At 62.3% G+C, this 20,806-nt stretch carries 19 protein-coding genes; 11 read left to right on the top strand and 8 right to left on the bottom strand.

Annotated features, from left to right (window positions below):
- Nucleotides 1-8: 8 nt before the first annotated feature.
- Both B0E55_RS11120 and B0E55_RS11115 read left to right on the top strand, forming a co-directional pair.
- The gene (locus B0E55_RS11120; protein WP_080909713.1) at nucleotides 9-1,193 is read left to right on the top strand and encodes a phytanoyl-CoA dioxygenase family protein; all 1,185 of its coding nucleotides are present in this window, start codon (nucleotides 9-11) and stop codon (nucleotides 1,191-1,193) included.
- Nucleotides 1,194-1,254: 61 nt separating this feature from the next.
- Complete coding sequence (locus tag B0E55_RS11115) at nucleotides 1,255-1,572, top strand: hypothetical protein (protein ID WP_241896053.1); 318 nt, start codon at nucleotides 1,255-1,257, stop codon at nucleotides 1,570-1,572.
- A gap of 97 nt (nucleotides 1,573-1,669) precedes the next feature.
- Here the strand turns inward: B0E55_RS11115 and B0E55_RS11110 are convergent, their stop codons facing one another.
- The 5 genes from B0E55_RS11110 to B0E55_RS11090 form a co-directional block, all read right to left on the bottom strand.
- Nucleotides 1,670-2,095: a hypothetical protein gene (locus B0E55_RS11110; protein WP_029254990.1), complete on the bottom strand. Its 426-nt coding sequence runs from the start codon at nucleotides 2,093-2,095 to the stop codon at nucleotides 1,670-1,672.
- A 58-nt stretch (nucleotides 2,096-2,153) separates the two neighbouring features.
- A complete protein-coding gene (gene iri / locus B0E55_RS11105; RefSeq protein ID WP_080909711.1) occupies nucleotides 2,154-3,590 on the bottom strand; it encodes a rifampin monooxygenase Iri in 1,437 nt (478 codons plus the stop codon).
- 121 nt (nucleotides 3,591-3,711) lie between these two features.
- Entirely contained in the window at nucleotides 3,712-5,097 is a 1,386-nt protein-coding gene (locus B0E55_RS11100) for an MFS transporter (RefSeq protein WP_080909710.1), read from the bottom strand.
- A gap of 30 nt (nucleotides 5,098-5,127) precedes the next feature.
- The gene (locus tag B0E55_RS11095) at nucleotides 5,128-6,276 is read right to left on the bottom strand and encodes a Gfo/Idh/MocA family protein (RefSeq protein WP_080909709.1); all 1,149 of its coding nucleotides are present in this window, start codon (nucleotides 6,274-6,276) and stop codon (nucleotides 5,128-5,130) included.
- A 106-nt stretch (nucleotides 6,277-6,382) separates the two neighbouring features.
- A complete protein-coding gene (locus B0E55_RS11090; RefSeq protein ID WP_003941006.1) occupies nucleotides 6,383-7,120 on the bottom strand; it encodes a GntR family transcriptional regulator in 738 nt (245 codons plus the stop codon).
- 199 nt (nucleotides 7,121-7,319) lie between these two features.
- On the opposite strand from B0E55_RS11090, the gene iolC reads away from it, so the two are divergent.
- Genes iolC through B0E55_RS11050 form a run of 8 tightly spaced genes read left to right on the top strand, consistent with a single transcriptional unit; the run spans nucleotide 7,320 to nucleotide 16,522 of the window.
- Nucleotides 7,320-8,324 carry a 5-dehydro-2-deoxygluconokinase gene (gene iolC, locus B0E55_RS11085; protein WP_174531769.1) on the top strand — a complete coding sequence of 335 codons (1,005 nt, stop codon included), beginning with the start codon at nucleotides 7,320-7,322 and terminating at the stop codon, nucleotides 8,322-8,324.
- Nucleotides 8,317-9,216, top strand: a complete 900-nt coding sequence (locus tag B0E55_RS11080; RefSeq protein WP_020969139.1) for a Cgl0159 family (beta/alpha)8-fold protein — start codon at nucleotides 8,317-8,319, stop codon at nucleotides 9,214-9,216. Before iolC ends, B0E55_RS11080 begins: the two co-directional genes overlap by 8 nt.
- A gap of 21 nt (nucleotides 9,217-9,237) precedes the next feature.
- Nucleotides 9,238-10,110, top strand: a complete 873-nt coding sequence (gene iolB / locus B0E55_RS11075; RefSeq protein WP_080909708.1) for a 5-deoxy-glucuronate isomerase — start codon at nucleotides 9,238-9,240, stop codon at nucleotides 10,108-10,110.
- 14 nt (nucleotides 10,111-10,124) lie between these two features.
- Entirely contained in the window at nucleotides 10,125-12,080 is a 1,956-nt protein-coding gene (gene iolD, locus B0E55_RS11070) for a 3D-(3,5/4)-trihydroxycyclohexane-1,2-dione acylhydrolase (decyclizing) (RefSeq protein WP_080909783.1), read from the top strand.
- Nucleotides 12,081-12,132: 52 nt separating this feature from the next.
- Nucleotides 12,133-13,038, top strand: coding sequence for a sugar phosphate isomerase/epimerase family protein (locus B0E55_RS11065; RefSeq protein WP_080909707.1), 906 nt, complete (start codon nucleotides 12,133-12,135; stop codon nucleotides 13,036-13,038).
- Between the two features lie 26 nt (nucleotides 13,039-13,064).
- Nucleotides 13,065-14,105 carry a Gfo/Idh/MocA family protein gene (locus B0E55_RS11060; RefSeq protein ID WP_020969135.1) on the top strand — a complete coding sequence of 347 codons (1,041 nt, stop codon included), beginning with the start codon at nucleotides 13,065-13,067 and terminating at the stop codon, nucleotides 14,103-14,105.
- 2 nt (nucleotides 14,106-14,107) lie between these two features.
- Entirely contained in the window at nucleotides 14,108-14,992 is an 885-nt protein-coding gene (locus B0E55_RS11055) for a sugar phosphate isomerase/epimerase family protein (RefSeq protein ID WP_080909706.1), read from the top strand.
- 24 nt (nucleotides 14,993-15,016) lie between these two features.
- Nucleotides 15,017-16,522 (top strand): CoA-acylating methylmalonate-semialdehyde dehydrogenase, encoded by a 1,506-nt coding sequence (locus B0E55_RS11050; RefSeq protein ID WP_080909705.1) that lies wholly within the window; start codon nucleotides 15,017-15,019, stop codon nucleotides 16,520-16,522.
- A gap of 61 nt (nucleotides 16,523-16,583) precedes the next feature.
- Here the strand turns inward: B0E55_RS11050 and B0E55_RS11045 are convergent, their stop codons facing one another.
- The gene (locus B0E55_RS11045) at nucleotides 16,584-17,156 is read right to left on the bottom strand and encodes a dihydrofolate reductase family protein (RefSeq protein ID WP_019747666.1); all 573 of its coding nucleotides are present in this window, start codon (nucleotides 17,154-17,156) and stop codon (nucleotides 16,584-16,586) included.
- 198 nt (nucleotides 17,157-17,354) lie between these two features.
- Here B0E55_RS11045 and B0E55_RS11040 point away from each other — a divergent pair, with 198 nt between their 5' ends.
- Complete coding sequence (locus tag B0E55_RS11040; RefSeq protein WP_019747665.1) at nucleotides 17,355-18,668, top strand: D-alanyl-D-alanine carboxypeptidase family protein; 1,314 nt, start codon at nucleotides 17,355-17,357, stop codon at nucleotides 18,666-18,668.
- On the opposite strand, the gene yhjD is transcribed toward B0E55_RS11040, so the two are convergent.
- Entirely contained in the window at nucleotides 18,665-19,699 is a 1,035-nt protein-coding gene (gene yhjD / locus B0E55_RS11035; protein WP_020969131.1) for an inner membrane protein YhjD, read from the bottom strand. The two genes, B0E55_RS11040 and yhjD, sit on opposite strands and share 4 nt — an antisense overlap.
- A 51-nt stretch (nucleotides 19,700-19,750) precedes the next feature.
- A complete protein-coding gene (gene trpS, locus B0E55_RS11030; RefSeq protein ID WP_003941025.1) occupies nucleotides 19,751-20,785 on the bottom strand; it encodes a tryptophan--tRNA ligase in 1,035 nt (344 codons plus the stop codon).
- Nucleotides 20,786-20,806: the final 21 nt, after the last annotated feature.

The following is a 20,806-nucleotide window of genomic DNA, read 5'->3' as shown; positions in this document are numbered from 1 at the left end:
GGCCCCGAATGACTCCATCACTGACCAACCACACCGTGCCGTCCGCGGGTAGGTTGCACCGAGAAGACTGCAACATCGACGACTTCGCCGCTTTGGTCGCGCACGACACCGCCCTTGCCGATTACCCGTACGCCCATTCAGTGGCCGACGGGGTACTTCTGTACCGCTCGGAAGCATTGGTAGAGCAATCGTCGAATCCTGAAACCCGGGCCGAGATCCAAGACGAGATCGCCCGGGCGTTACTCACCGGCCCCGGCATCACAGTCTTTCAAGGCGCATTCGACGCGGAGATACTGGATCGCGCCAGCGCGGTCTTCCGTGAACTCATTGCACGCCAACACGAATCCGGTGCAGCATCCGGAGATCACTTCGCCAAACCTGGTGCCAATGACCGAATCTGGGGCGCACAACTGAAGTTGGCGCTCGAAGATCCCAAGGCTTACGTCGACTACTACGCAAACAGCATTGTCGCTTTGGCTTCGGAAGCGTGGCTCGGCCCCATGTATCAGGTGACGTCGGACGTCAACGTCGTCAATCCCGGTGGCGCCGCACAGAATCCACATCGCGACTACCACCTCGGTTTCATGTCGAGCGACGTAGCCGCGAAGTTTCGGGCGCATGTGCACCGCTTGACCCCTGCCCTCACCTTGCAAGGTGCAGTCGCCCACGTGGATATGCCGGCCGAGACGGGGCCGACGAAGTATCTGCCGTACTCGCAGCAATTCGAATCCGGATACCTCGCGTTCGAGCGTCCCGAGTTCAAGGAGTTCTTCGAAGCCAACTACGTCCAATTACCTTTGAAGAAGGGAGATGCCGTCTTCTTCAACCCAGCGCTGTTCCACGCGGCAGGCCACAACAAGTCCGCCGACGTCCTGCGTATGGCAAATCTTCTCCAGGTGTCGTCGGCCTTCGGTCGAGCCCTCGGAACCATCGACCGGGAGGCACTCGTCAACGCGATCTATCCGGCACTGCTCGCTCTCAGCGAGTCGGGGTCCGACGAGGCAGTTCGGTGCGCCGTCGCCGCCTCGGCCGAGGGCTACGCCTTCCCGACCAATCTGGACCGAGACCAACCGATCGACGGCCTCGCGCCTCAGACGCAGGCCGAACTCGTGACGGAGGCGGTTCGCGAGCGGATCTCACCTGGTCGACTGGCCGATCTACTGAAGGCACAGTCCGAGAGACGAATGAGCTGAGGGACGGTAGCACTGAAGAGACTTGTGCCGCTTGATGCCGATCGGTCGGTACGCTCGAAGCATGGGGTGGGACTTGTTAGTGCTGTTCGCCATGATCGGCCCGTTGGCGACGTTCGGGTGGGCGGCTGTTCGGGCGAAGCGCCGCGGACTCGGTGGCTCGTTCGTCGGGCCGTTTCAGGAAATGTTCGATCCCGGCGCGGCGCGAGCACAGACGGTCGTCGAACAGATCGCGGAACTGCCGGATCCTGCGGACTCCGGCGACCCGGACAACGATGACGATGTGCCGTACACAGTCACCTATGAGGGTGTTCGGCTCCACATCAATCCAGGTAGGGCTCGACAGCGTGGAGGCGAAGGGACCGCCAAGCACGCTGACTGAAAGTCGCGCCGGATACAACATGCTGTACGGGTTTTTTCGACGTGCAGTACAGGGATCGCTACTGTTCGAGAATTCGGGTGAGGGAGAACTGGTTCGGTCAGGGCCGGCGCAGTTGATAGGTGACACCGTTTTCCAACTCGTCCGAGCTGAACGACTTCGGGGAAAAGCGGCCCAAGCTCACCTCGTAGTTTTTCTGGTTTGCGGGGACGGCATCAAAATGTGCGGTGTAGGAGCACGTGCTCATTCCGTCAGGAAGTTGATCGATTGCCTCGACCTCGAGTGTCGACCTGACGGACGCAGCGCCACTGCCCCCGAAAATTTGAATCTGGTCGTTCGGAGCGACACGGATCGAGTCGATCACGCACTCTCCAGAGCCGGCCTCGACTTGCTCTGCCTGACCGGTCACCGTCAATGTGGCAGCAAATGTCTTCGGCACATCGACATTGGTCGTGCAGCCCGTGAGTATCAGCACTCCGACGGCGATCAAGGCCGCGGGCGCGATCTGCCCCAATCCTTGTCCCATAAACGGCAACGGTAGTGCACCCGAGGTGTCACGGTGCTCGGTTACCGAAATCGAAGGGTCACGCGCGGTCCCTCGCCGGCCGGCCGAACCACGCGGACAGCTGAGTATCCAACTCCGCCTGTGTATCCCCGACCCATGCCACATGACCGTCTGGCCGAAGCAGGACGGCCGGAGCTTCCAATTCAGTGCTTGTGTCGACGATATGGTCGGCGCGATCGCTCCAACCATCGACGGACAGTTGGCCACCCTGGTCGAGAAGAAGTCCGCGGCCGGATCGCATCAGGTCGTACAGGTTGCCGCGGGTCAACGCGATGTTCCGCAGCCTCCGACCGAGTAGGTCGTCGCCTTCGCCGAAATCGTAGCGAATCGAGATCGCAGTGATCTTCTCGGTCAAATAGCGCTTGACGTCTTCGAATTCCATCAGCTCGGAGATCAAGCGCCGCACCGCTTGTGGTCCGGCAGCGGTGGAGATCAACTCGGCCTGGGCGCGCGTGTTGTCCAGCACGTCGGCAGCCACCGGACGCCGTTCCGATTCGTACGTGTCGAGCAGGCCCTCCGGTGCCCAGCCGTTGATCTCGGCGGCGAGCTTCCAGCCGAGGTTGAAGGCGTCCTGCACACCGAGATTGAGACCTTGACCGCCCATCGGTGGGTGGATGTGTGCGGCGTCGCCGGCGAGAAACACCCGGTCGCGCCGGTAGTGCTCCGCCAGACGGGTGGCGTCGCCGAAGCGCGAGAGCCACCGCGGCGAGTGCACACCGAAGTCGGTACCGGCAATGGCCAGTAGCTGTTGTTTGATGTCGTCGAGGGTGGTCGGTGTTGCGCGACCGTCGGCAACTTCGGCCGCAGGAACCACGACACGAAAAGCACCATTGCCGGCGGGACCGACTCCGAATCGTTTGTGCGTTTCCCGGATTTCGGCGACAACGGCGGCCAGTTCATCAGCCGGCATGGTCACGTCCATTTCGCCGATCAACGTGTCGGCACTCGACGGCTCGCCGGGAAACCCGACATCGATCAGCTTTCGCACAGTGCTGCGGCCGCCGTCGCAGCCCACGAGGTAACGCGCGTGAAGTGTTGTGCCGTCAGACAATTCCGCTGTGACCTTGTCGGCGTCTTGACGGATTGCGACGACACGCTTCCCTCGCTGAATTTCCGCGCCGACTTCGGTGGCATGTTCGGCAAGAATCCTGTCGATCTCGGGCTGAGGTATGCCCAGTACGTACCCGTGCGCAGTATCAAGGTGCGCGGGTGCCGGCTTGCTGATCCCCGCGAAGAATCCACCGAGCGGATACTTGCGGCCGTGCGCGAGGAACTTGTCCAGCAACCCGCGCTGCTCCATGATTTCGATGCTGCGCACATGGATGCCGAGGGCACGGACGAACTGAGTCGGCTCCTCGTCCTTGTCCACGACGACGACATCGACGCCCTGTAGCCGGAGCTCACCTGCCAGCATCAATCCAGTTGGTCCAGCACCGACAATGATGACGTCACTCATGCGATCCCCTCCTTCGGGCAAGGCTTTTGCTTGCTCGCAGCAGACGAGTGTGCACCATCACCGGGGCCTTGCCGCAAGCCCCGGGTCCCGCGTTATGATGAAGGTGGCGGAAGACGCTTCATCATCGGCGCACCAACACCACAGCACCTGTATCGCGTGGGAGCCGCCAACTCTCGATCACAGTCGGCACCAGCATGGCCCCGAGAACACCCAGCGTCAGAGAAAACGGCACTCCGCCGCTCAGATCCTCCGACTCCGCCAACGGTGTGCAGAGCGTGATCACCAACGCGGACAGTGCAATACCCAGACCGGATGCCAACTCTTGCAGCGTTGCATGCAGAGTATTTGCATCGGTCAGCTCACCCGAGTCGACGTCGGCGAACGCCAAGCTGTTGTACGCGGTGAACCCGATGGATCGCAACGCGCCACTGACAAACAGTGCAACAGCGATAACGACGTCCGGTGTCGTCGACGAGATCAGTACCAGCGCACCGAAGCACACCACCGACAGAACTCCGTTTCCCACCAGAACTCGTCTGATCCCGAATCTACGCATGAGCGGAGTGGTGAGCGGTTTGATCGCGATATTCCCCGCGAACAGAACCATCACCAGCAGACCGGCCTTGAACGCCGACATTCCGAATCCCACTTGGAACAACAACGGCAGCACAAACGGCACGCCCATGATCACGAGCCGGTACAGCGAGCCGCTCGACGCGACGAGCCGAAACGATCGAAGTCGGAGGACGCGGAGCGCGATGAGCGGGTGATCCGACCGGATGAGGTGAATGACGGCCAAGCTCAACAAGATCAGAGCCGCAATGATCCCGAGGCCCACTCGTAGCCAGTCGGTTCCGGCACTGTGCACGCTGTCGAGCGCCACGACAAGCACTGCGACGCCTGCTCCGATCACCACCAATCCCAGCCAGTCGAGGCTCCGTTTCTGTGTTTGCCGAATGTCGGGCACCATGCGCAATGCCAGCAGAAACCCGACGATCCCGATCGGAACGTTGATCAGAAAGATCCAGCGCCACGAAGCGATCGACACGATGGCTCCACCCACAGCGGGCGCAAGAACCGGCGCTGTGAGCGCCGGCCACGTCAAGTAAGCGATAGCCCGTACGAGTTCCGCCTTCGACGTCACCCGCAATACTGCGAGCCGCCCTACCGGCACCATCATGGCGCCGCCTACCCCTTGTAGTGCGCGCATCCCCACCAGCATCGGGAGGGAGGTGCTCAGTGCACATCCCACCGACGCCACCGTGAAAACGGCTATGGCAGAGATGAAGACACGTCGCGTTCCGAACCTGTCGGCCATCCATCCGCTCGCCGGGATCAGGACGGCCAACACCAGGAGGTACGAAGAAACGGCGACATTGACGTCGACGGCGTCAACTCCGAAGGATTGGGCGATCGACGGCAGTGCGGTTGCGAGAATCGTCGCGTCGAGCATCTCCATGAACAGTGCTGCTGCCACCAGCAACGCCAGTCCGCGGGGAAAAGTCACTGCACCAGAGCCTTTCGGAGCGATTCTCGATCAGGCGAGAGAAATCCAGCCACCGGAGGAGACCGAGGCAACCATCGCGTCCAGAGCCTGCGCCGACGCGACAGCATCAGCGATGGTCGCGCCCTGCGGCGCTCCGTTCAAGATCGAAGAGACGAAATTGCGAGCCTCGATGACCTTCAGGTCGTCATAACCCATGGCGTTGGCCGCGCCGGGTTGGAAGCGTCCGAACTCTCCCGACTCGGGGCCGACCAAAACCGTCGTGACGGATTGGTCCTGGTACTTCGAGCCGAGGCTGGTGCCCAGTTCACCCATCCGGCGGTAATCCCAGAACACGGCACCCTTCGTACCGTGAATCTCGAATCCGTAGTTGTTCTGCTCTCCCACGGCGACTCGGCACGCTTCGAGGGTGCAGCGGCCGCCCGAGCCGAGCCGCAGCAGTGCGCTGACGAAGTCTTCGTTCTCGACAGCTCCCATCTCCCCGCCGCTGGCTCGGGCATGTCCACTGGTAGCGGCGGACGGACGCGCACGCTCCGGGATGAAGATCGCAGTATCAGCAACGAGAGCGTCGACGTCACCGAGAAGATGACGAATCAGATCGATGCCGTGCGAAGCCAAGTCGCCCAGGACGCCGGCGCCGCCGCGCTCACGCTCGTATCGCCAACTCAAAGCGCCTTCAGGGTGGGCCGCATAGTCGCTGAGGAAACGAAACCTCGAGTGCGTGATCGTGCCCAACTCCCCTGAGTCGATCAGGCTCTTTGCCAGGGCTACAGCCGGCGCGTTTCGGTAGTTGAAGCCGACGGTCGACTGCACACCGGCCTTCGAGACCGCTGCGGCAACAGCTTTGGCGTCTTCCGTGGACAAGCCGACGGGCTTCTCGATCCAGATGTGTTTGCCGGCTTCTGCCATTGCGACGCCGATTTCACGGTGCAAGAAGTTCGGGGCCGTGATGCTCACCGCGTCGATGGCCGGATCGGCTGCGATATCGCGCCAATCCTGGGTGAAAGCTTCGAAACCGAATTGGTCCGCTGCTTCCTCCCCTCGGCCAGGCACCTCGTCGGCGACGGCGGCCAGGCGGATCACGGGAAGCTGGGGATAGTGTTGCCGCAGACGCAGATACGCCTGCGTGTGTACGCGGCCCATCCATCCGAATCCGGCAACTGCTACTGAAATGCCTGTCATGAGGCTCCGTTCGGGTCAAATGATCGAAGGATCGCAGAAATGCTGGGATCACAAATCACCCCCACTGACTCGGTCAGGCGGGTACTCGTGTCACCGGGATCGAGGTCTAGCGGTCGACCACGGTGGTGTCGAAGTAGTAACGCGACGCTCGGTAGCAGTGGCTGCCGTACTCGACGGCACTACCTGAATCGTCAAATGCAGTGCGGCTCATGGTCAAGAGGGCAGCACCCACTTTCTCGTCGAGCAATCCTGCTTCTTCGCGAGTCGCCGCCCGAGCACCGATTCGCTGCCGCGCCACACGGATGTGAACGCCGCGAGTTCGCAAGGTTTGGTACAGCCCTTGCGTCTCCAACTCCTCGGGATCGGGTGCGATGTCCACCGGAATGTAGTTGGTCATCACTGCAAGCGGTTCGCCGTTGGTGCTTCGCAGACGCCTGATGGTGGCCACTTCGGCGTCAGGTTCGAGGTTGAGTTCCGCGGCAACGTCCTCGGCGGGAACTCCCACCGTGAACTCGAGCAGCTTGGTCGTCGGCGCTTGGCCTGCCCTCGCAAGGTCGTCGAACAGGCTGGTGAGCTCGACCGGGCGGTGTACCGGACTTTGCACCACCTGAGTTCCGACTCCCCGCTTACGAACAAGTAGGCCCTTGTCCACCAGTTCCTGGATCGCACGTCGAGTGGTCGGACGTGAGAGATTGAGCCGTTTGGCCAACGCCAGTTCGTTCTCGAAGCGATCACCTGGGGCAAGTTCGCCACCGAGAATAGCGCCCTCGATTGCCTGGGCCAGCTGAAAATACAGCGGCACCGGGCTCGAGCGGTCCAACTCGACGGCGAGTGCTGCGACCACGGTCAACTCCGATCTGTCTTGGGAAGGCGCCGTATCGACGCTACTTCTCTCGGCAGTGTATGCGAACACTAACATTCACTTGACCGCAAGTCATAATGTCCAGACAAACTATTGACAATCGCTGTGTCGCGGCGCACAGTTTCAGTCATACAACGGTGCCCTGCGCGGGCAGCCCACCACGAACTCTCGGGAGTCAGTCTTGACAAGCATCAACACTCACCAGAGCGGGTCACACATCCCTGACGCACCATTCGACGTGCTTGCCATCGGCCGATCGGGGGTGGACATCTACCCACTTCAAACCGGTGTCGGACTCGAAGACGTCGAGACCTTCGGCAAGTTTCTCGGCGGCAGCGCGGCAAACGTCTCGGTGGCGGCTGCACGCCTCGGCCGGCGAGCAGCACTGATCTCCGGCGTAGGCAGCGATCCCTTCGGAAAGTTCGTCACACGCGAGTTGGCACGTCTGGGCGTCGACAACAGGTTTGTCGTCACCAATTCCGAGTACCCGACACCGGTGACGTTCTGCGAGATCTTCCCCCCTGACGACTTCCCGCTGTACTTCTACCGCAAGCCGCATGCGCCCGATCTTCGGATCACCCCGGACGATATCGACCTCGACGCCGTTCGAACAGCGTCCCTCTACTGGTCGACTGTGACGGGGCTGTCCGAAGAACCGAGTCGCAGTGCACACTTCGCTGCTTGGGAAGCCCGCGAACGACGCCCGCTGACGGTCCTCGATCTGGACTACCGCCCGATGTTCTGGTCGACACCCCAAGAAGCGACCACTCAGGTGCAGCGCGCTCTCGCGCACGTGACGGTAGCCGTCGGAAACCGCGAAGAGTGCGAGATCGCGGTCGGTGAGACCAATCCGAACAAGGCCGCCGACGCGCTTCTCGACCTCGGAGTCGAACTGGCGATCGTGAAGCAGGGCCCGAAGGGTGTTCTCGGCAAAACACGAAAGCAATCGATCACCGTGCCGCCCAACGCCGTCGACGTGGTCAACGGGCTGGGTGCCGGCGACAGCTTCGGCGGGTCACTGTGCCACGGACTGTTGGCCGGGTGGCCACTGGAGAAGGTACTGCGCTATGCCAACGCGGCCGGTGCCATAGTCGCATCTCGGCTCGAATGCTCCACTGCGATGCCAACCGCTGAAGAAGTCCACGATCTCGCCGAAGCCACAGCCACGGAGGCAGTCAATGTCTGACAAGCTCGCCGCCCGCCCCCTCGCCACCACCTACGCCGACGTGACGGAACTGCGTGCGAGCGATCCGCAGATCATCGAAAAGGCCTGGGCAGCACGCACTCCTCGCGCCACCGTTCGAGGCAACGGACGACTGATGATCGTCGCTGCCGATCATCCAGCGCGTGGGGCATTGTCTGTCGGCGGCAAGCCGACAGCGATGAACAGTCGTACCGATCTGCTCGACAGATTACGCACGGCGCTCGACAATCCCGGAGTCGACGGCGTTCTCGGTACCGCGGACATTCTCGACGATCTGCTCCTCCTCGGGGCCCTCGAGGACAAGGTCGTCTTCTCGTCGATGAACCGCGGCGGCCTGGCGGGCGCGAGCTTCGAACTCGACGACCGCATGACCGGATATACCGCGGCGGGCACCGCGAAGTTCGGAATGAACGGCGGAAAGATGCTGCTGCGCATCGCCCTCGACGACGCGGGCACCCTGCCCACCATGACGGCATGTGCCGAGGCCGTTGACGAACTGGCCGCGGCCGGACTGATCGCGATGCTCGAGCCGTTCCTCTCCAGTCGCGTCAACGGCAAGGTGGTCAACGATCTCAGCCCCGACGCCGTCATCAAGTCCATCCACATCTCCCAAGGTCTCGGCTCCACCTCGGCGTATACGTGGATGAAACTGCCGGTCGTCGACGAGATGGAACGCGTCATGGATGCGACCACCCTCCCGACGCTCCTCCTGGGCGGCGATCCGCAGATCGCGCCGGAAGAAACGTACGCAAAGTGGGACGCTGCCCTTCAGCTGCCGTCCGTGCGCGGATTGATAGTCGGGCGCGCGCTGCTCTACCCACCGGACGGCGACGTGACCGCGGCCGTCGACACCGCAGTCAAGCTCGTCCACTAGAACCGACCTGGCAGGAGCAAGATGTTCAGCAAGTACTACGTCCCCGCCGGATCGTCCGCCGACGGTGATTTCGCGACAGTGGTCACGCCGGAGTCCGCGGGTTGGACCGAATCCAGCTTGTGGACACTCGAACTCGCCCCTGGCGCGAGCGTCCGCTTGCAGTCCGGCGAGAACGAGATAGTCGTCGTTCCACTGTCGGGTTCGGCCGTGATAGTTGCCGAGGGGACGGAGATCGCCCTGACCGGCCGCGCGTCGGTCTTCGACGGACCGAGCGACTTCGCCTACATAGGACGCGATTCCGACTACACAGTGGCCAGCGCAGGTGGAGGCCGCTTCGCCCTGTGCGGAGCGCGCGCCGGCGCAAAGCTCCCCCATCGCTACGGTCCCGCATCAGGAGTTGCCGTCGAACTCCGCGGCGCCGGTAACTGCAGCCGACAGGTTCACAACTTCGCCACCGCAGACACTTTCGAGGCAGACTCAATCATCGCGTGTGAGGTCATCACCCCCGGCGGGAACTGGTCGTCGTATCCCAGCCACAAGCACGACGAGAACAGCGACGTCGAATCGGCCCTGGAAGAGATCTACTACTTCGAGATCGACCGAAGCCCCACCGGGACCGAAGGGTTCGGCTACCACCGCGTGTACGGAACCGCCGAGAGACCTATCGAGGTGCTCGAGGAAGTCCGCTCGGGCGACGTCGTCCTCGTGCCGCACGGCTATCACGGCCCGTCCATCGCAGCGCCGGGCCACCACATGTACTACCTCAATGTCATGGCAGGTTCGGGCGAGATCCGGGCGTGGAACATCTGTGACGATCCGCAACACACCTGGCTACGTGGAAGCTGGGATCACCAGGACATCGACCCTCGACTGCCGTTGCAGTCCCACAACTGACGGAAGTGAAAGCTGTGGCACCCACCAACAACGCAACCGGCAATCGTCTACCTCGCGACGAGCCGACCGTATACCTCACCGTTTCTCAAGCTGTCGTCCGCTTCCTCGCCAACCAGTACACCGAACGCGACGGCCAGCGCACCAAGCTGTTCGCCGGCTGCTTCGGAATCTTCGGGCACGGCAACGTCGCCGGACTGGGGCAGGCACTCTTGCAGGCCGAGATCCAGGATCTCGATGCCGGCCGTGAGCCGACACTCCCCTACGTGCTCGGCCGCAATGAACAGGCGATGGTGCATTCGGCTGTCGCGCACGCCCGCATGAAGGACCGCCTGCAGACGTGGGCAGTCTCGTCCAGCGTCGGCCCCGGTGCCACCAATATGATCACCGGCGCGGCACTGGCCACCATCAACCGTCTACCTGTATTACTGCTTCCCGCAGACACTTTCGCGACCCGCGCCAGTGCCCCCGTCTTACAGGAACTCGAACTCCCGTCGAGCGGCGACGTCACAGTCAACGACGCTTTCAAACCGGTCTCACGATACTTCGATCGGGTATGGCGCCCGGAGCAGTTGCCGAGCGCTCTGCTCGCCGGGATGCGCGTTCTCACTGATCCCGTCGAGACCGGCGCAGTGACCATCGCCATCCCGCAGGACGTGCAGGCCGAGGCTTTCGACTGGCCCGAGTCCTTCTTCGCCGAACGGGTGTGGCACGTGGCCCGCCCGCTCCCCGAACGATCGGTGATCGAACGCGCCGCCGCGATCATCCGCTCGGCTCGCAAGCCACTGATCGTCGCCGGCGGCGGAGTGATCTACAGCCAGGCCACCGACTCTCTGGCAGCGTTCTGCGCGCAGACCGGAATCCCCGTGGGGCAGAGCCAGGCCGGCAAGGGTTCATTGGTCTACGACCATCCACAATCCGTCGGGGCGGTGGGGTCCACCGGCACTACGGCTGCAAACGTACTGGCTACCGAGGCGGACGTCGTCATCGGTATCGGCACGCGGTACAGCGATTTCACGAGCGCGTCCCGCACCGCATTCACCAATCCCGACGTTCGCTTCGTCAACATCAACGTCGCTTCACTGGACTCCGTGAAGCAGGGCGGAGTCAGCGTGGTCGCCGACGCACGTGAGGCACTCGCCGCGCTGGCACTTGCACTGAACGACTACCGGGTGGACGACGAATACGCGTCCAGGATCGGTGAACTCGCTCGCGATTGGGATGCGATCGTCGAATCCGTCTACAACCCAGCCGAACCCGCTGCCGACGGGTCACTGAATCAGAATCAGGTCATCGGCCTGGTCAACACTCTGTCCGATCCACGTGACGTCGTGGTGTGCGCTGCCGGGTCCATGCCGGGTGACCTCCACAAGCTGTGGCGAACCCGTGATCCCAAGGGGTATCACGTCGAATACGGGTACTCGTGCATGGGATACGAAGTTGCCGGCGGTCTAGGCGTCCGCATGGCGTGCCCCGATCGCGACGTGTTCGTGATGGTCGGCGACGGTTCCTATCTGATGATGGCCACCGAATTGGTCACCGCCGTACAGGAACGCCTCAAGGTCATCGTCGTCCTGGTGCAGAATCACGGATTTGCCTCCATCGGTTCGCTATCCGAGTCGCTGGGTTCCCAGCGCTTCGGCACGCAGTACCGCTACCGCTCGAATGACGGACGTCTCGACGGAGGTGTTCTCCCGGTCGATCTGGCCGCGAACGCCGCCAGCCTCGGTGTCGACGTCATCCGCGCCAACACCGCCGCCGAGTTCGCCGACGCGATCAAAGTCGCCAAAGCAAGCGTCACCAGCACGGTCATCCACGTCGAAACCGATCCGCTGATCGGCGCCCCGGACAGCGAATCCTGGTGGGACGTACCGGTATCAGCTACTTCCGAACTGGAATCGACCAAGAACGCCCGAACAACCTACGAGTCCTGGAAGAAGATCCAGCGACCGTACCTCCGTCCATCCGAATGAAAATTCCGCACAACCACACCCCAAAAAGCTTGCCCGCGAAAGGAATCTAGACATGAGCGCGATTCGCGTCGGATCAGCCCCCGACTCCTGGGGTGTGTGGTTTCCGGACGACCCTCAGCAGACCCCGTACACACGATTCCTCGACGAGGTGTCCGCGTCGGGATACGAATGGATCGAACTCGGCCCCTTCGGATACCTTCCGACCGAACCAGCCAAGCTGACTGACGAACTCGGAGCACGCGGCCTCAAGCTTTCGGCCGGTACCGTTTTCGAACACCTGCACCAGGACGATTCCTGGGATGCCGTCTGGAATCAGATCAAGGACGTCGCCAAGTTGACCGCAGCCGTCGGCGGCAAGCACGTAGTGGTCATCCCCGAGATGTGGCGCGATCCTTCCACCGGAGTGGTACTCGAGGATCGCAATCTGACTCCCGAGCAGTGGCGCAAGAAGACCGACGGCATGAACGCTCTCGGCAAGGCGATGCTCGAGGAGTACGGCGTCATGGCGCAGTACCACCCTCATGCCGACAGCCATGTCGACATCGAGGACAACGTCTACAAGTTCCTCGAAGGTACAGACGAGCGTTTCGTGAACCTGTGCCTCGATACCGGCCACATCAGCTACTGCGGCGGCGACAATCTCGCCATCATCAACAAGCATCCGGAGCGCATCGGGTACCTGCACCTCAAGCAGGTGGATCCGGCGATCGTCGCCAAGGTGGAGGCGGAGGACCTGCCGTTCGGCGAAGCCGTCAAACTCGGCGCGATGATCGAACCACCGCGCGGAATACCGGACATGCCGCCGCTTCTGGAGGCCATCGAGAAGCTCGGCATCGACGTGTTCGCGATCGTCGAGCAGGACATGTATCCCTGCCATCCCGACACACCGCTGCCCATCGCACAGCGCACTCAGAAATACCTGTCCACCTGTGGCGTTCCCGCCGTCCGTTTCAGCTGAGCAACACAACCGAGGAGTACCACCGCATGTCTGACAACCAGGATCTCCGGATCGCAGTGCTCGGCGTCGGCATCATGGGGGCCGATCACGTCGACCGCATCACCAACAAAATCGGCGGTGCCCGAGTCACTGTCGTCAACGACTACTCTCTTGCCCGCGCCGAGGAAATCGCAGCATTGACGCCGGGGTCACGCGTCGTCGTCGATCCGTTCGATGCCATCGCAGCCGAGGACGTCGACGCCGTTGTGCTCGCAACCCCGGGCCCGACCCATGAGAAGCAGGTACTTGCCTGCCTCGAAGCAGGCAAGCCGGTTCTCTGCGAGAAGCCGCTGACCACCGACGCGGACAGTTCGCTGGCGATCGTCAAAGCCGAAGCAGCGCTGGGAAAGAAACTGATCCAGGTCGGTTTCATGCGCCGGTTCGACCACGAATTCACCCAGCTCAAGGATTTGATCGACAGCGGCGATCTCGGTCGCCCTCTCGTTGTGCACTGCGCGCACCGCAATCCTGCGGTTCCGAACGGCTTCGACAGCGCGATGATCGTCAAGGACTCACTCGTCCACGAGGTCGACGTGACGCGATTCCTGCTCGACGAAGAGATCACTTCGGTGCAGATAATTCGGCCGTCTGCGAATTCGCTTGCTCCCGAAGGCATTCAAGACCCACAGATCGCGATATTCGAGACCGAGTCCGGTAGACACGTCGACGCCGAGGTGTTTGTCACCACCGGAGTTGCCTACGAAGTGCGCACCGAAGTTGTCGGCGAACTCGGAAGCGCGATGATCGGACTCGACGTGGGACTGATCCGAAAGACCAAGCCCGGCAACTGGGGTGGGCAGATCACCCCAGGATTCCGCGAACGCTTCGGGCAGGCATACGACACCGAGTTCGCCCGGTGGATCAAGGCAGTGAAGACGGGCGCCGGCACCGGCAACTACATCGACGGACCTGGTGCCTGGGACGGGTACGCCGCGGCCGCTGTCTGCGCCGCTGGCGTGAAGTCTCTGGAGACGGGTCAGCGCGTCGTCGTGGACATGGTTGCGCGCGACTCTGTGGCCGGGGCGTAGCGATGAAGGTCGCACTCGATCCCACCCCGTTCCATCACGATTACTCGCTGCTGGAGCTTCCCCGAGTTGTTGCCGATCTCGGGTACGAGTACCTGCAGCTCACACCGCACGTCGACATGATCCCGTTCTTCAATCACCCGAAAGCCGACGACGCGCTCGTCACCGAGTTCCGGAAGGCCTGCGCGAGTGCGGGAGTCGGCATCGCGTCGGTGCTCCCGGTCCTTCGGTGGTCCGGCCCGGACGAGGACGCTCGCGAAGCAGCAGTGCGTTACTGGAAGCGGGCCATCCAGATCACGGTCGATCTCGGTGTCAACGTCATGAACACCGAATTCTCCGGCCGCCCCGAGAAAGCCGAAGAGTCCGAGCGTGCGTTCTATCGTTCGATGGAGGAACTGCTTCCGATCATCGAACGCGAGGGGATCGACGTCCTGATCGACCCGCACCCGGACGATTTTGTCGAAGACGGACTTGCCGCGATCCGCACGATCCGTGGCGTGAATTCCAAGAACCTCGGCATGGTGATCGTGGCGTGCCACCAATTCCACATGGGTGGGGACCTTCCCGCCATCATGGAGGCCGCCGGCGACATGGTCCGTCTCGTACATGTGGCAGACACCATGGATCATCACCGTTCCCACGGACTTCGCTACATCACCAATCCGCCAGGCAATGCCGTTCGAGTGCATCAACACCTCAAAATCGGGGACGGAGACGTCAACTGGGACGAATTCTTCGGCGGCCTCGGCAAACTCGGCTTCTACGATCGTGACAACACCGTGATGGTGTCGAGCGTCTTCGCCGAGAACGAAAACGCACACGAGGTTTCCCGGTACCAGCGCGAGACGATGAACGACTATGTCGCCAAGTGCACCTCCCCGAACTCCTGAGCCACCAGACCACTAGGAAATACCATGACCAGCACTGATACTCGTGTCATCGCGCACTGGTTGGACGGCAAGTCGTTCGCCGGAACATCCGAGAACACCGCCCCCGTCACCAACCCCGCCACCGGACAGATCACCGGCCGACTCGCCCTGGCGAACCTCGAGGACGCTCGCACCGTCATCGACGCTGCTGCGGCGGCCTTCCCCGCCTGGCGTGACACCTCCCTGGCCCGGCGCACACAGATACTGTTCAGCTTCCGCGAACTCCTCAACGCTCGCAAAGGTGAACTCGCCGAGATCATCACAGCCGAGCACGGCAAGGTTCTCTCCGACGCCCTCGGCGAAATCAGCCGCGGACAAGAAGTAGTCGAATTCGCCTGCGGAATACCGCATCTCCTCAAGGGCGGATACACCGAGAATGCATCGACCAAGGTCGACGTCTACTCCATCCGCCAACCCCTCGGCCCCGTAGGCATCATCTCCCCCTTCAACTTTCCCGCGATGGTCCCGATGTGGTTCTTCCCGGTCGCCATCGCCGCCGGGAACACCGTGATTCTCAAACCCTCGGAGAAGGACCCCACCGCGGCGATCTGGCTCGCCGAACTCTGGGCCGAAGCCGGTCTGCCCCCCGGCGTCTTCAACGTCCTCCAAGGTGACAAGCTCGCCGTCGACGAACTTCTGGAAAACAAAGCAGTCAAAGCGATTTCGTTTGTCGGATCCACCCCCATCGCCCAGTACGTCTATGCCACCGGCACCGCCAACGGCAAACGCGTGCAAGCACTCGGCGGCGCCAAGAACCACGCCATCGTTCTGCCGGACGCCGACCTCGACCTCGCCGCCGACGCAATCGTCAACGCGGGATTCGGCTCCGCGGGCGAACGATGCATGGCGATCTCCGCCCTGGTCGCAGTCGGCGACATCGCCGACGAACTGGTCGCCAAGATCGTCGAGCGGACCACTCCCCTCGTCACCGGTGACGGCACCAAGAACTCCGACATGGGTCCGCTCGTCACCAAGGCCCACCGCGACAAGGTCGCCTCATACGTCGATGCAGGCGAGAAGGACGGCGCCACCATCGTGGTCGACGGACGTACAGTCCAGGCCGATGGTGGACCGGACGGCTTCTGGCTTGGACCCACCCTCATCGACCACGTCACCACCGACATGTCGATCTACACCGACGAAATCTTCGGGCCTGTTCTCTCCGTCGTGCGCGTCGATACCTACGACCAAGCCCTCGAACTGATCAACAACAACCCGTACGGAAACGGCACCGCCATCTTCACCAACGACGGCGGCGCTGCCCGACGCTTCCAGAACGAGGTGGAGGTCGGCATGATCGGCATCAACGTCCCCATCCCGGTTCCCATGGCCTACTACAGCTTCGGCGGCTGGAAGAACAGCCTCTTCGGTGACACCCACGCTCACGGGACAGAAGGTGTTCATTTCTTCACGCGAGGTAAAGCCGTCACCAGTCGCTGGCTCGACCCCAGCCACGGCGGCATCAACCTCGGCTTCCCCGAAAACAGTTAGCCGCAAGACATCTGTGGCCGAGACTCTCGAAGAGGCTCGGCCACAGATGTTTTCGAGAGGTCTACGCGACCGTGGGGTGGTACGTCAGCACCTGAACTCCGGATTCGTACCGACGATCGTCCTTCAACTCGAGGTCGATCTTGTCGGCCGATTCGGGGAACACTCTCCCGCCGGACCCGAGAATGACCGGGAAGACCATCAGCCGTAGCTCGTCGACCAGACCGGCCAGCAACAACGCGTGGACGAGCGTCCGACTTCCCGCGACCAGGATTTCGCCGTCGATCTGTTCCTTCAACTTCGGAACGGATTCCTCGATGGGACCGTCGAGCGCCGTCGAGTTGTTCCATTCGAGCGGCTCCGTCGAACTCGTGACGACGTACTTGGGCATCTCGTTCATCTTGTCCGCAAAGCCTTGGTCGTCTTCGCGCTCAGGCCAGGCACCGGCGAAGCTCTCGTAGGTCCGTCGACCGAGTAGAAGCACGTCCGCGGCGAGGGTTTCGTCGAGTTTGAACTTCATCTGATCGCCCTCCTGGTACGGAAAGACCCATCCAGTGTGCGCATAGCCCGGTTCGCCACCGGGCGCTTCCATGACCATGTCCAAAGACACGAATTCTGTCACCACGATCTTGCCCATACCGATCCCCTGTCGTCAGTGCGTGTGCGCCATTCGAGTAGTCGACTACCCCACTGTTACAGACTCTGCGTGGTGGTGGAACTCATCAGCGGCGATCGTCCACTATGACCGATGTACAAACCGAATCGCCTGTTTTCGATCCCTCTGCTTGCGTGGCGATTCGGACGTTCCCTCACGTTCGCATACCCTCGTATATCGATGATGTGGCGTCGAAAGTGTGCAGTGGCAGTGGCCGGAACAGTGCTCTCAGGGAGCATTGCGTTTACCGGTGTCGTAGGGACCTCGGGAGTGGCCGGCGCCCAACCGGCCCCGCCGCCGCCCACCACCACCACCGAGGCACCGTTCACAACACCCAACACCGACAACTGCCCGTTCACGAGTAGCCCGGCGCCGGCGATCGATCTCTCCGAAGCACCCGCGCCCGGATCCACGGCCCCGACTGCTGTCCCGATTCCGGAAAGCCCTGTCGGTGGAGACAAGCTCGGCGAGTGTGGCGTCGTACTTCCTGACGGCGCTCCCCCGCTCCCGGCCGACATCGCGGCATCCGGATGGGTACTCGCGGACGCCGAAACCGGTGAGGTCCTCGCCGCGAAAGATCCGCACGGTCGCTACCGACCGGCCAGCACCATCAAGATGCTGTTGGCTCTCGTCGCGCTCGACGAACTCGATCTCGACACCGAAATCACCGCAACTGCCGAAGACGCGGACGCTGAAGGTAGCGCTGTCGGCATCGGCAAGGGCGGCAAGTACACCAACCGGCAACTGATGCAGGGTCTGGTCATGGCGTCGGGAAACGATGCCGCGCACGCTCTTGCCCGCCAACTCGGCGGTGACGCTGCAGCCGTGTCGAAAATGAACGCGCTCGCGGCCGAACTCGGCGCCCTCGACACCCGCACGGCAACTCCATCCGGACTCGACGGCCCAGGGATGAGCAGCTCACCGTACGACCTGGCCGTAATCTTCCATACAGCCCTCCAGAATCCGACGTTTGCCGGACTGATCCATACCGAAACCGTCGAGTTTCCCGGCTTCCCCAAAGATCCGACGATTCCTGACGATCAGGACCGCCCCGGATTCACTCTCGCGAACGACAATCAGTTGCTCTACAACTACGACGGCGCATTGGGCGGCAAGACCGGCTTCACCGACGACGCCCGCCACACGTACGTCGGTGCTGCGGAGCGCAACGGCCGGAAACTACTGGTGACATTGATGGGCGGCGAAGCCAAGCCGATCCGTCCGTGGGAGCAGGCTGCCCGTCTACTCGACTACGGATATGCACTCCCCGCGAGCACAACCGTCGGCTCGTTGACGGACCGATCGACCGACGATGCCACGCCCGATGTCACTCGCACACCGTCTGCCGCTGCACCAGGCTCGATTTCGGCAGCACCCACCGCTACCGACACCGAGTCGGACACCACTGACCGCATCCTCATCGGTGCTGTCGGCGGAGTTGTGGTGATCGCGCTGGTGGCGGGAGCCGTTGCCCTGAACCGTCGAAGGCGCTAGCGCGGCCGACGGCGCATGAAGCCCGAAAGACCCAGGCCGGCAACCGCACCCGTGGCGATCAACGCAGCCACGCGAGACGGTGAAGCTCCGTCACTGACAACGATTCGCGGCGAGATCACGGCCGGATCCGGCGGCGGAACGAAGGCGAGAGCCATACTTTCCTTTGTCGTCGCCGCCCACGCCGTGCAGAACAGCAGCATCCTCGACGCAGTGAACACGAACACGAGCAAACCGATGATCGGGCCGAATGCCACGCCCGCCGGGCCACTGGTGACGGCCGCGAGGTAGATCGCACCTACCTGCTTGAAGATTTCGAACACGACCGCGGCGATAAGCGCTGCCTGCGCGGCGCTGCGCAGCGTGACAGGCTCGCGCGGTAGCCGGGCAATCACCCACAGGAACACCGCCCACGTCGCCAGGAGTGAGAGCAACAGTGAAACGACTCTGAGCCCCACGCCGACACCGGTGATGTTCTCGAGGTTGAGCCATTTCACGATCTGAGTCGCAACCGGCCCGCTGCTCAGCGCCGACATTCCCAGTGAGACGACCATGGCGAGAGCCAGACCGATGAGGGCCCCTGCGTCACCGAGTTTGGTACGAACGAAACCCTTCGGCTCGCGCTTGCTCTCCCACATCGCCGTCAGCGCGTCGCGAACATTTGCCATCCAACCGAGACCCGCGTACGCGGCACCCAGGAGACCGAAGATTCCGACGCTCGCGCGCGAGTCGATAGCCGAATCGATCAGCGTGTTGATGGTGTCACCCAAGCTGCCCGGAATGCTCTTGGTGATCTGCTCCTGAATCGACTCCAGGTACTCGGGATGCCCGGCCAATACGAAACCGGCCACTGCAAACGCGACCATCATGATCGGAATCAATGCGAGAACACTGAAGTACGTGATTCCCGCAGCGTAGTAATCGCCCTTTTGCTCTTGGAAACGTCCTGCGGCGCGAACCAGATGATCGAGCCAGGGTCGCGCTGCTCGTTGCTTCTCGAGAAAGCTCGGTGCGTCGTCGTCCGTGTCAGCCATTGCCGTCCCCCTCATGTTCGGTCAGGCGTCGTGAGTCCGAATTCGCGTAAGTCAGCCCTTCGGTGCCAGGAATCCGACCTTGTCATAGACAGCGGCGAGAGTGCGTGAAGACACCTCACGGGCGCGGTGCGCTCCAGCCGCGATGATGCGATCCAGCTCTGCCTCGTCGGCAAGGTAACCGTCGACCTTCGCCTTGAGTGGGGTGACGAACTCGGTCAGCACGTCAGCGGTATCGGTCTTGAGGTCGCCGTACCCCTTGCCCTCGTAACCGGCCACCAGAGTCTCGATCGGCACTCCCGAGAGAGCCGACTGAATGGTGAGCAGGTTGCTGACGCCCGGCTTGGCCTGCGGGTCGAAACGAATCTCGCGCTCGTTGTCGGTGACGGCCGACTTGATCTTCTTTGCCGACACCTTCGGATCGTCGAGCAGATTGATCAGTCCGGCCGCACTGGCGGCGGACTTGCTCATCTTGGCGGTCGGATCCTGCAGGTCGTAGATCTTTGCCGTGCCCTTGATGATCTGCGGCTCGGGAACAACGAACGCCTTGCCGTAGCGGGTGTTGAACCGGCCGGCCAGATCGCGTGCGAGTTCGAGGTGCTGACGCTGATCCTCACCCACCGGAACTCGCTGCGGGCGGTACAGAAGGATGTCCGCGGCCATCAGAACCGGATACGTGAACAAACCGACACTGGCGTTGTCGCTGCCTTGCTTGGCGGACTTGTCCTTGAACTGCGTCATACGGCTGGCTTCACCGAAACCGGTGATGCAGTTCAGGACCCACGCCAACTGTGCGTGCTCGGGAACCTGACTCTGTACGAACAGCGTCGCCCGATCCGGATCGATCCCCACCGCAAGGAGCTGAGCCACCGCAACCTTGGTGCGACGACGCAATTCCTTCGGGTCCTGCGTCACCGTGATGGCGTGAAGATCCGGAATGAAGTAGAAAGCGTCGAAATCGTCCTGCAACGGAACCCACTGCTGCAGCGCACCCAGGTAGTTGCCGAGGTGGAAAGAATCCGACGTCGGCTGGATTCCGGAAAGCACGCGAGGCTTTGCGGTGGGCTTCTGTTCTGCAGGGGTCGACATGGTTCCGATCTTTTCACGAGT

Origin of the sequence: Rhodococcus sp. 66b (genome assembly GCF_002076325.1) — a bacterium.
In the GTDB taxonomy this organism is placed as follows: Bacteria; Actinomycetota; Actinomycetes; order Mycobacteriales; family Mycobacteriaceae; genus Rhodococcus_F; species Rhodococcus_F erythropolis.
Note: the sequence above shows the minus strand (reverse complement) of the source record. Positions and strands in the feature narration are given on the sequence as shown.

Coding starts and splice junctions, on each gene's coding strand:
- trpS (WP_003941025.1), bottom strand. CDS start 20,785: ATGTCGACCCCTGCAGAACAGAAGCCCACCGCAAAGCCTCGCGTGCTT.
- B0E55_RS11045 (WP_019747666.1), bottom strand. CDS start 17,156: ATGGGCAAGATCGTGGTGACAGAATTCGTGTCTTTGGACATGGTCATG.
- B0E55_RS11060 (WP_020969135.1), top strand. CDS start 13,065: ATGTCTGACAACCAGGATCTCCGGATCGCAGTGCTCGGCGTCGGCATC.
- B0E55_RS11050 (WP_080909705.1), top strand. CDS start 15,017: ATGACCAGCACTGATACTCGTGTCATCGCGCACTGGTTGGACGGCAAG.
- B0E55_RS11110 (WP_029254990.1), bottom strand. CDS start 2,095: ATGGGACAAGGATTGGGGCAGATCGCGCCCGCGGCCTTGATCGCCGTC.
- B0E55_RS11040 (WP_019747665.1), top strand. CDS start 17,355: ATGATGTGGCGTCGAAAGTGTGCAGTGGCAGTGGCCGGAACAGTGCTC.
- B0E55_RS11095 (WP_080909709.1), bottom strand. CDS start 6,276: ATGACAGGCATTTCAGTAGCAGTTGCCGGATTCGGATGGATGGGCCGC.
- B0E55_RS11080 (WP_020969139.1), top strand. CDS start 8,317: ATGTCTGACAAGCTCGCCGCCCGCCCCCTCGCCACCACCTACGCCGAC.
- B0E55_RS11055 (WP_080909706.1), top strand. CDS start 14,108: ATGAAGGTCGCACTCGATCCCACCCCGTTCCATCACGATTACTCGCTG.
- B0E55_RS11120 (WP_080909713.1), top strand. CDS start 9: ATGACTCCATCACTGACCAACCACACCGTGCCGTCCGCGGGTAGGTTG.
- B0E55_RS11115 (WP_241896053.1), top strand. CDS start 1,255: ATGGGGTGGGACTTGTTAGTGCTGTTCGCCATGATCGGCCCGTTGGCG.
- iolB (WP_080909708.1), top strand. CDS start 9,238: ATGTTCAGCAAGTACTACGTCCCCGCCGGATCGTCCGCCGACGGTGAT.
- B0E55_RS11065 (WP_080909707.1), top strand. CDS start 12,133: ATGAGCGCGATTCGCGTCGGATCAGCCCCCGACTCCTGGGGTGTGTGG.
- yhjD (WP_020969131.1), bottom strand. CDS start 19,699: ATGGCTGACACGGACGACGACGCACCGAGCTTTCTCGAGAAGCAACGA.
- iri (WP_080909711.1), bottom strand. CDS start 3,590: ATGAGTGACGTCATCATTGTCGGTGCTGGACCAACTGGATTGATGCTG.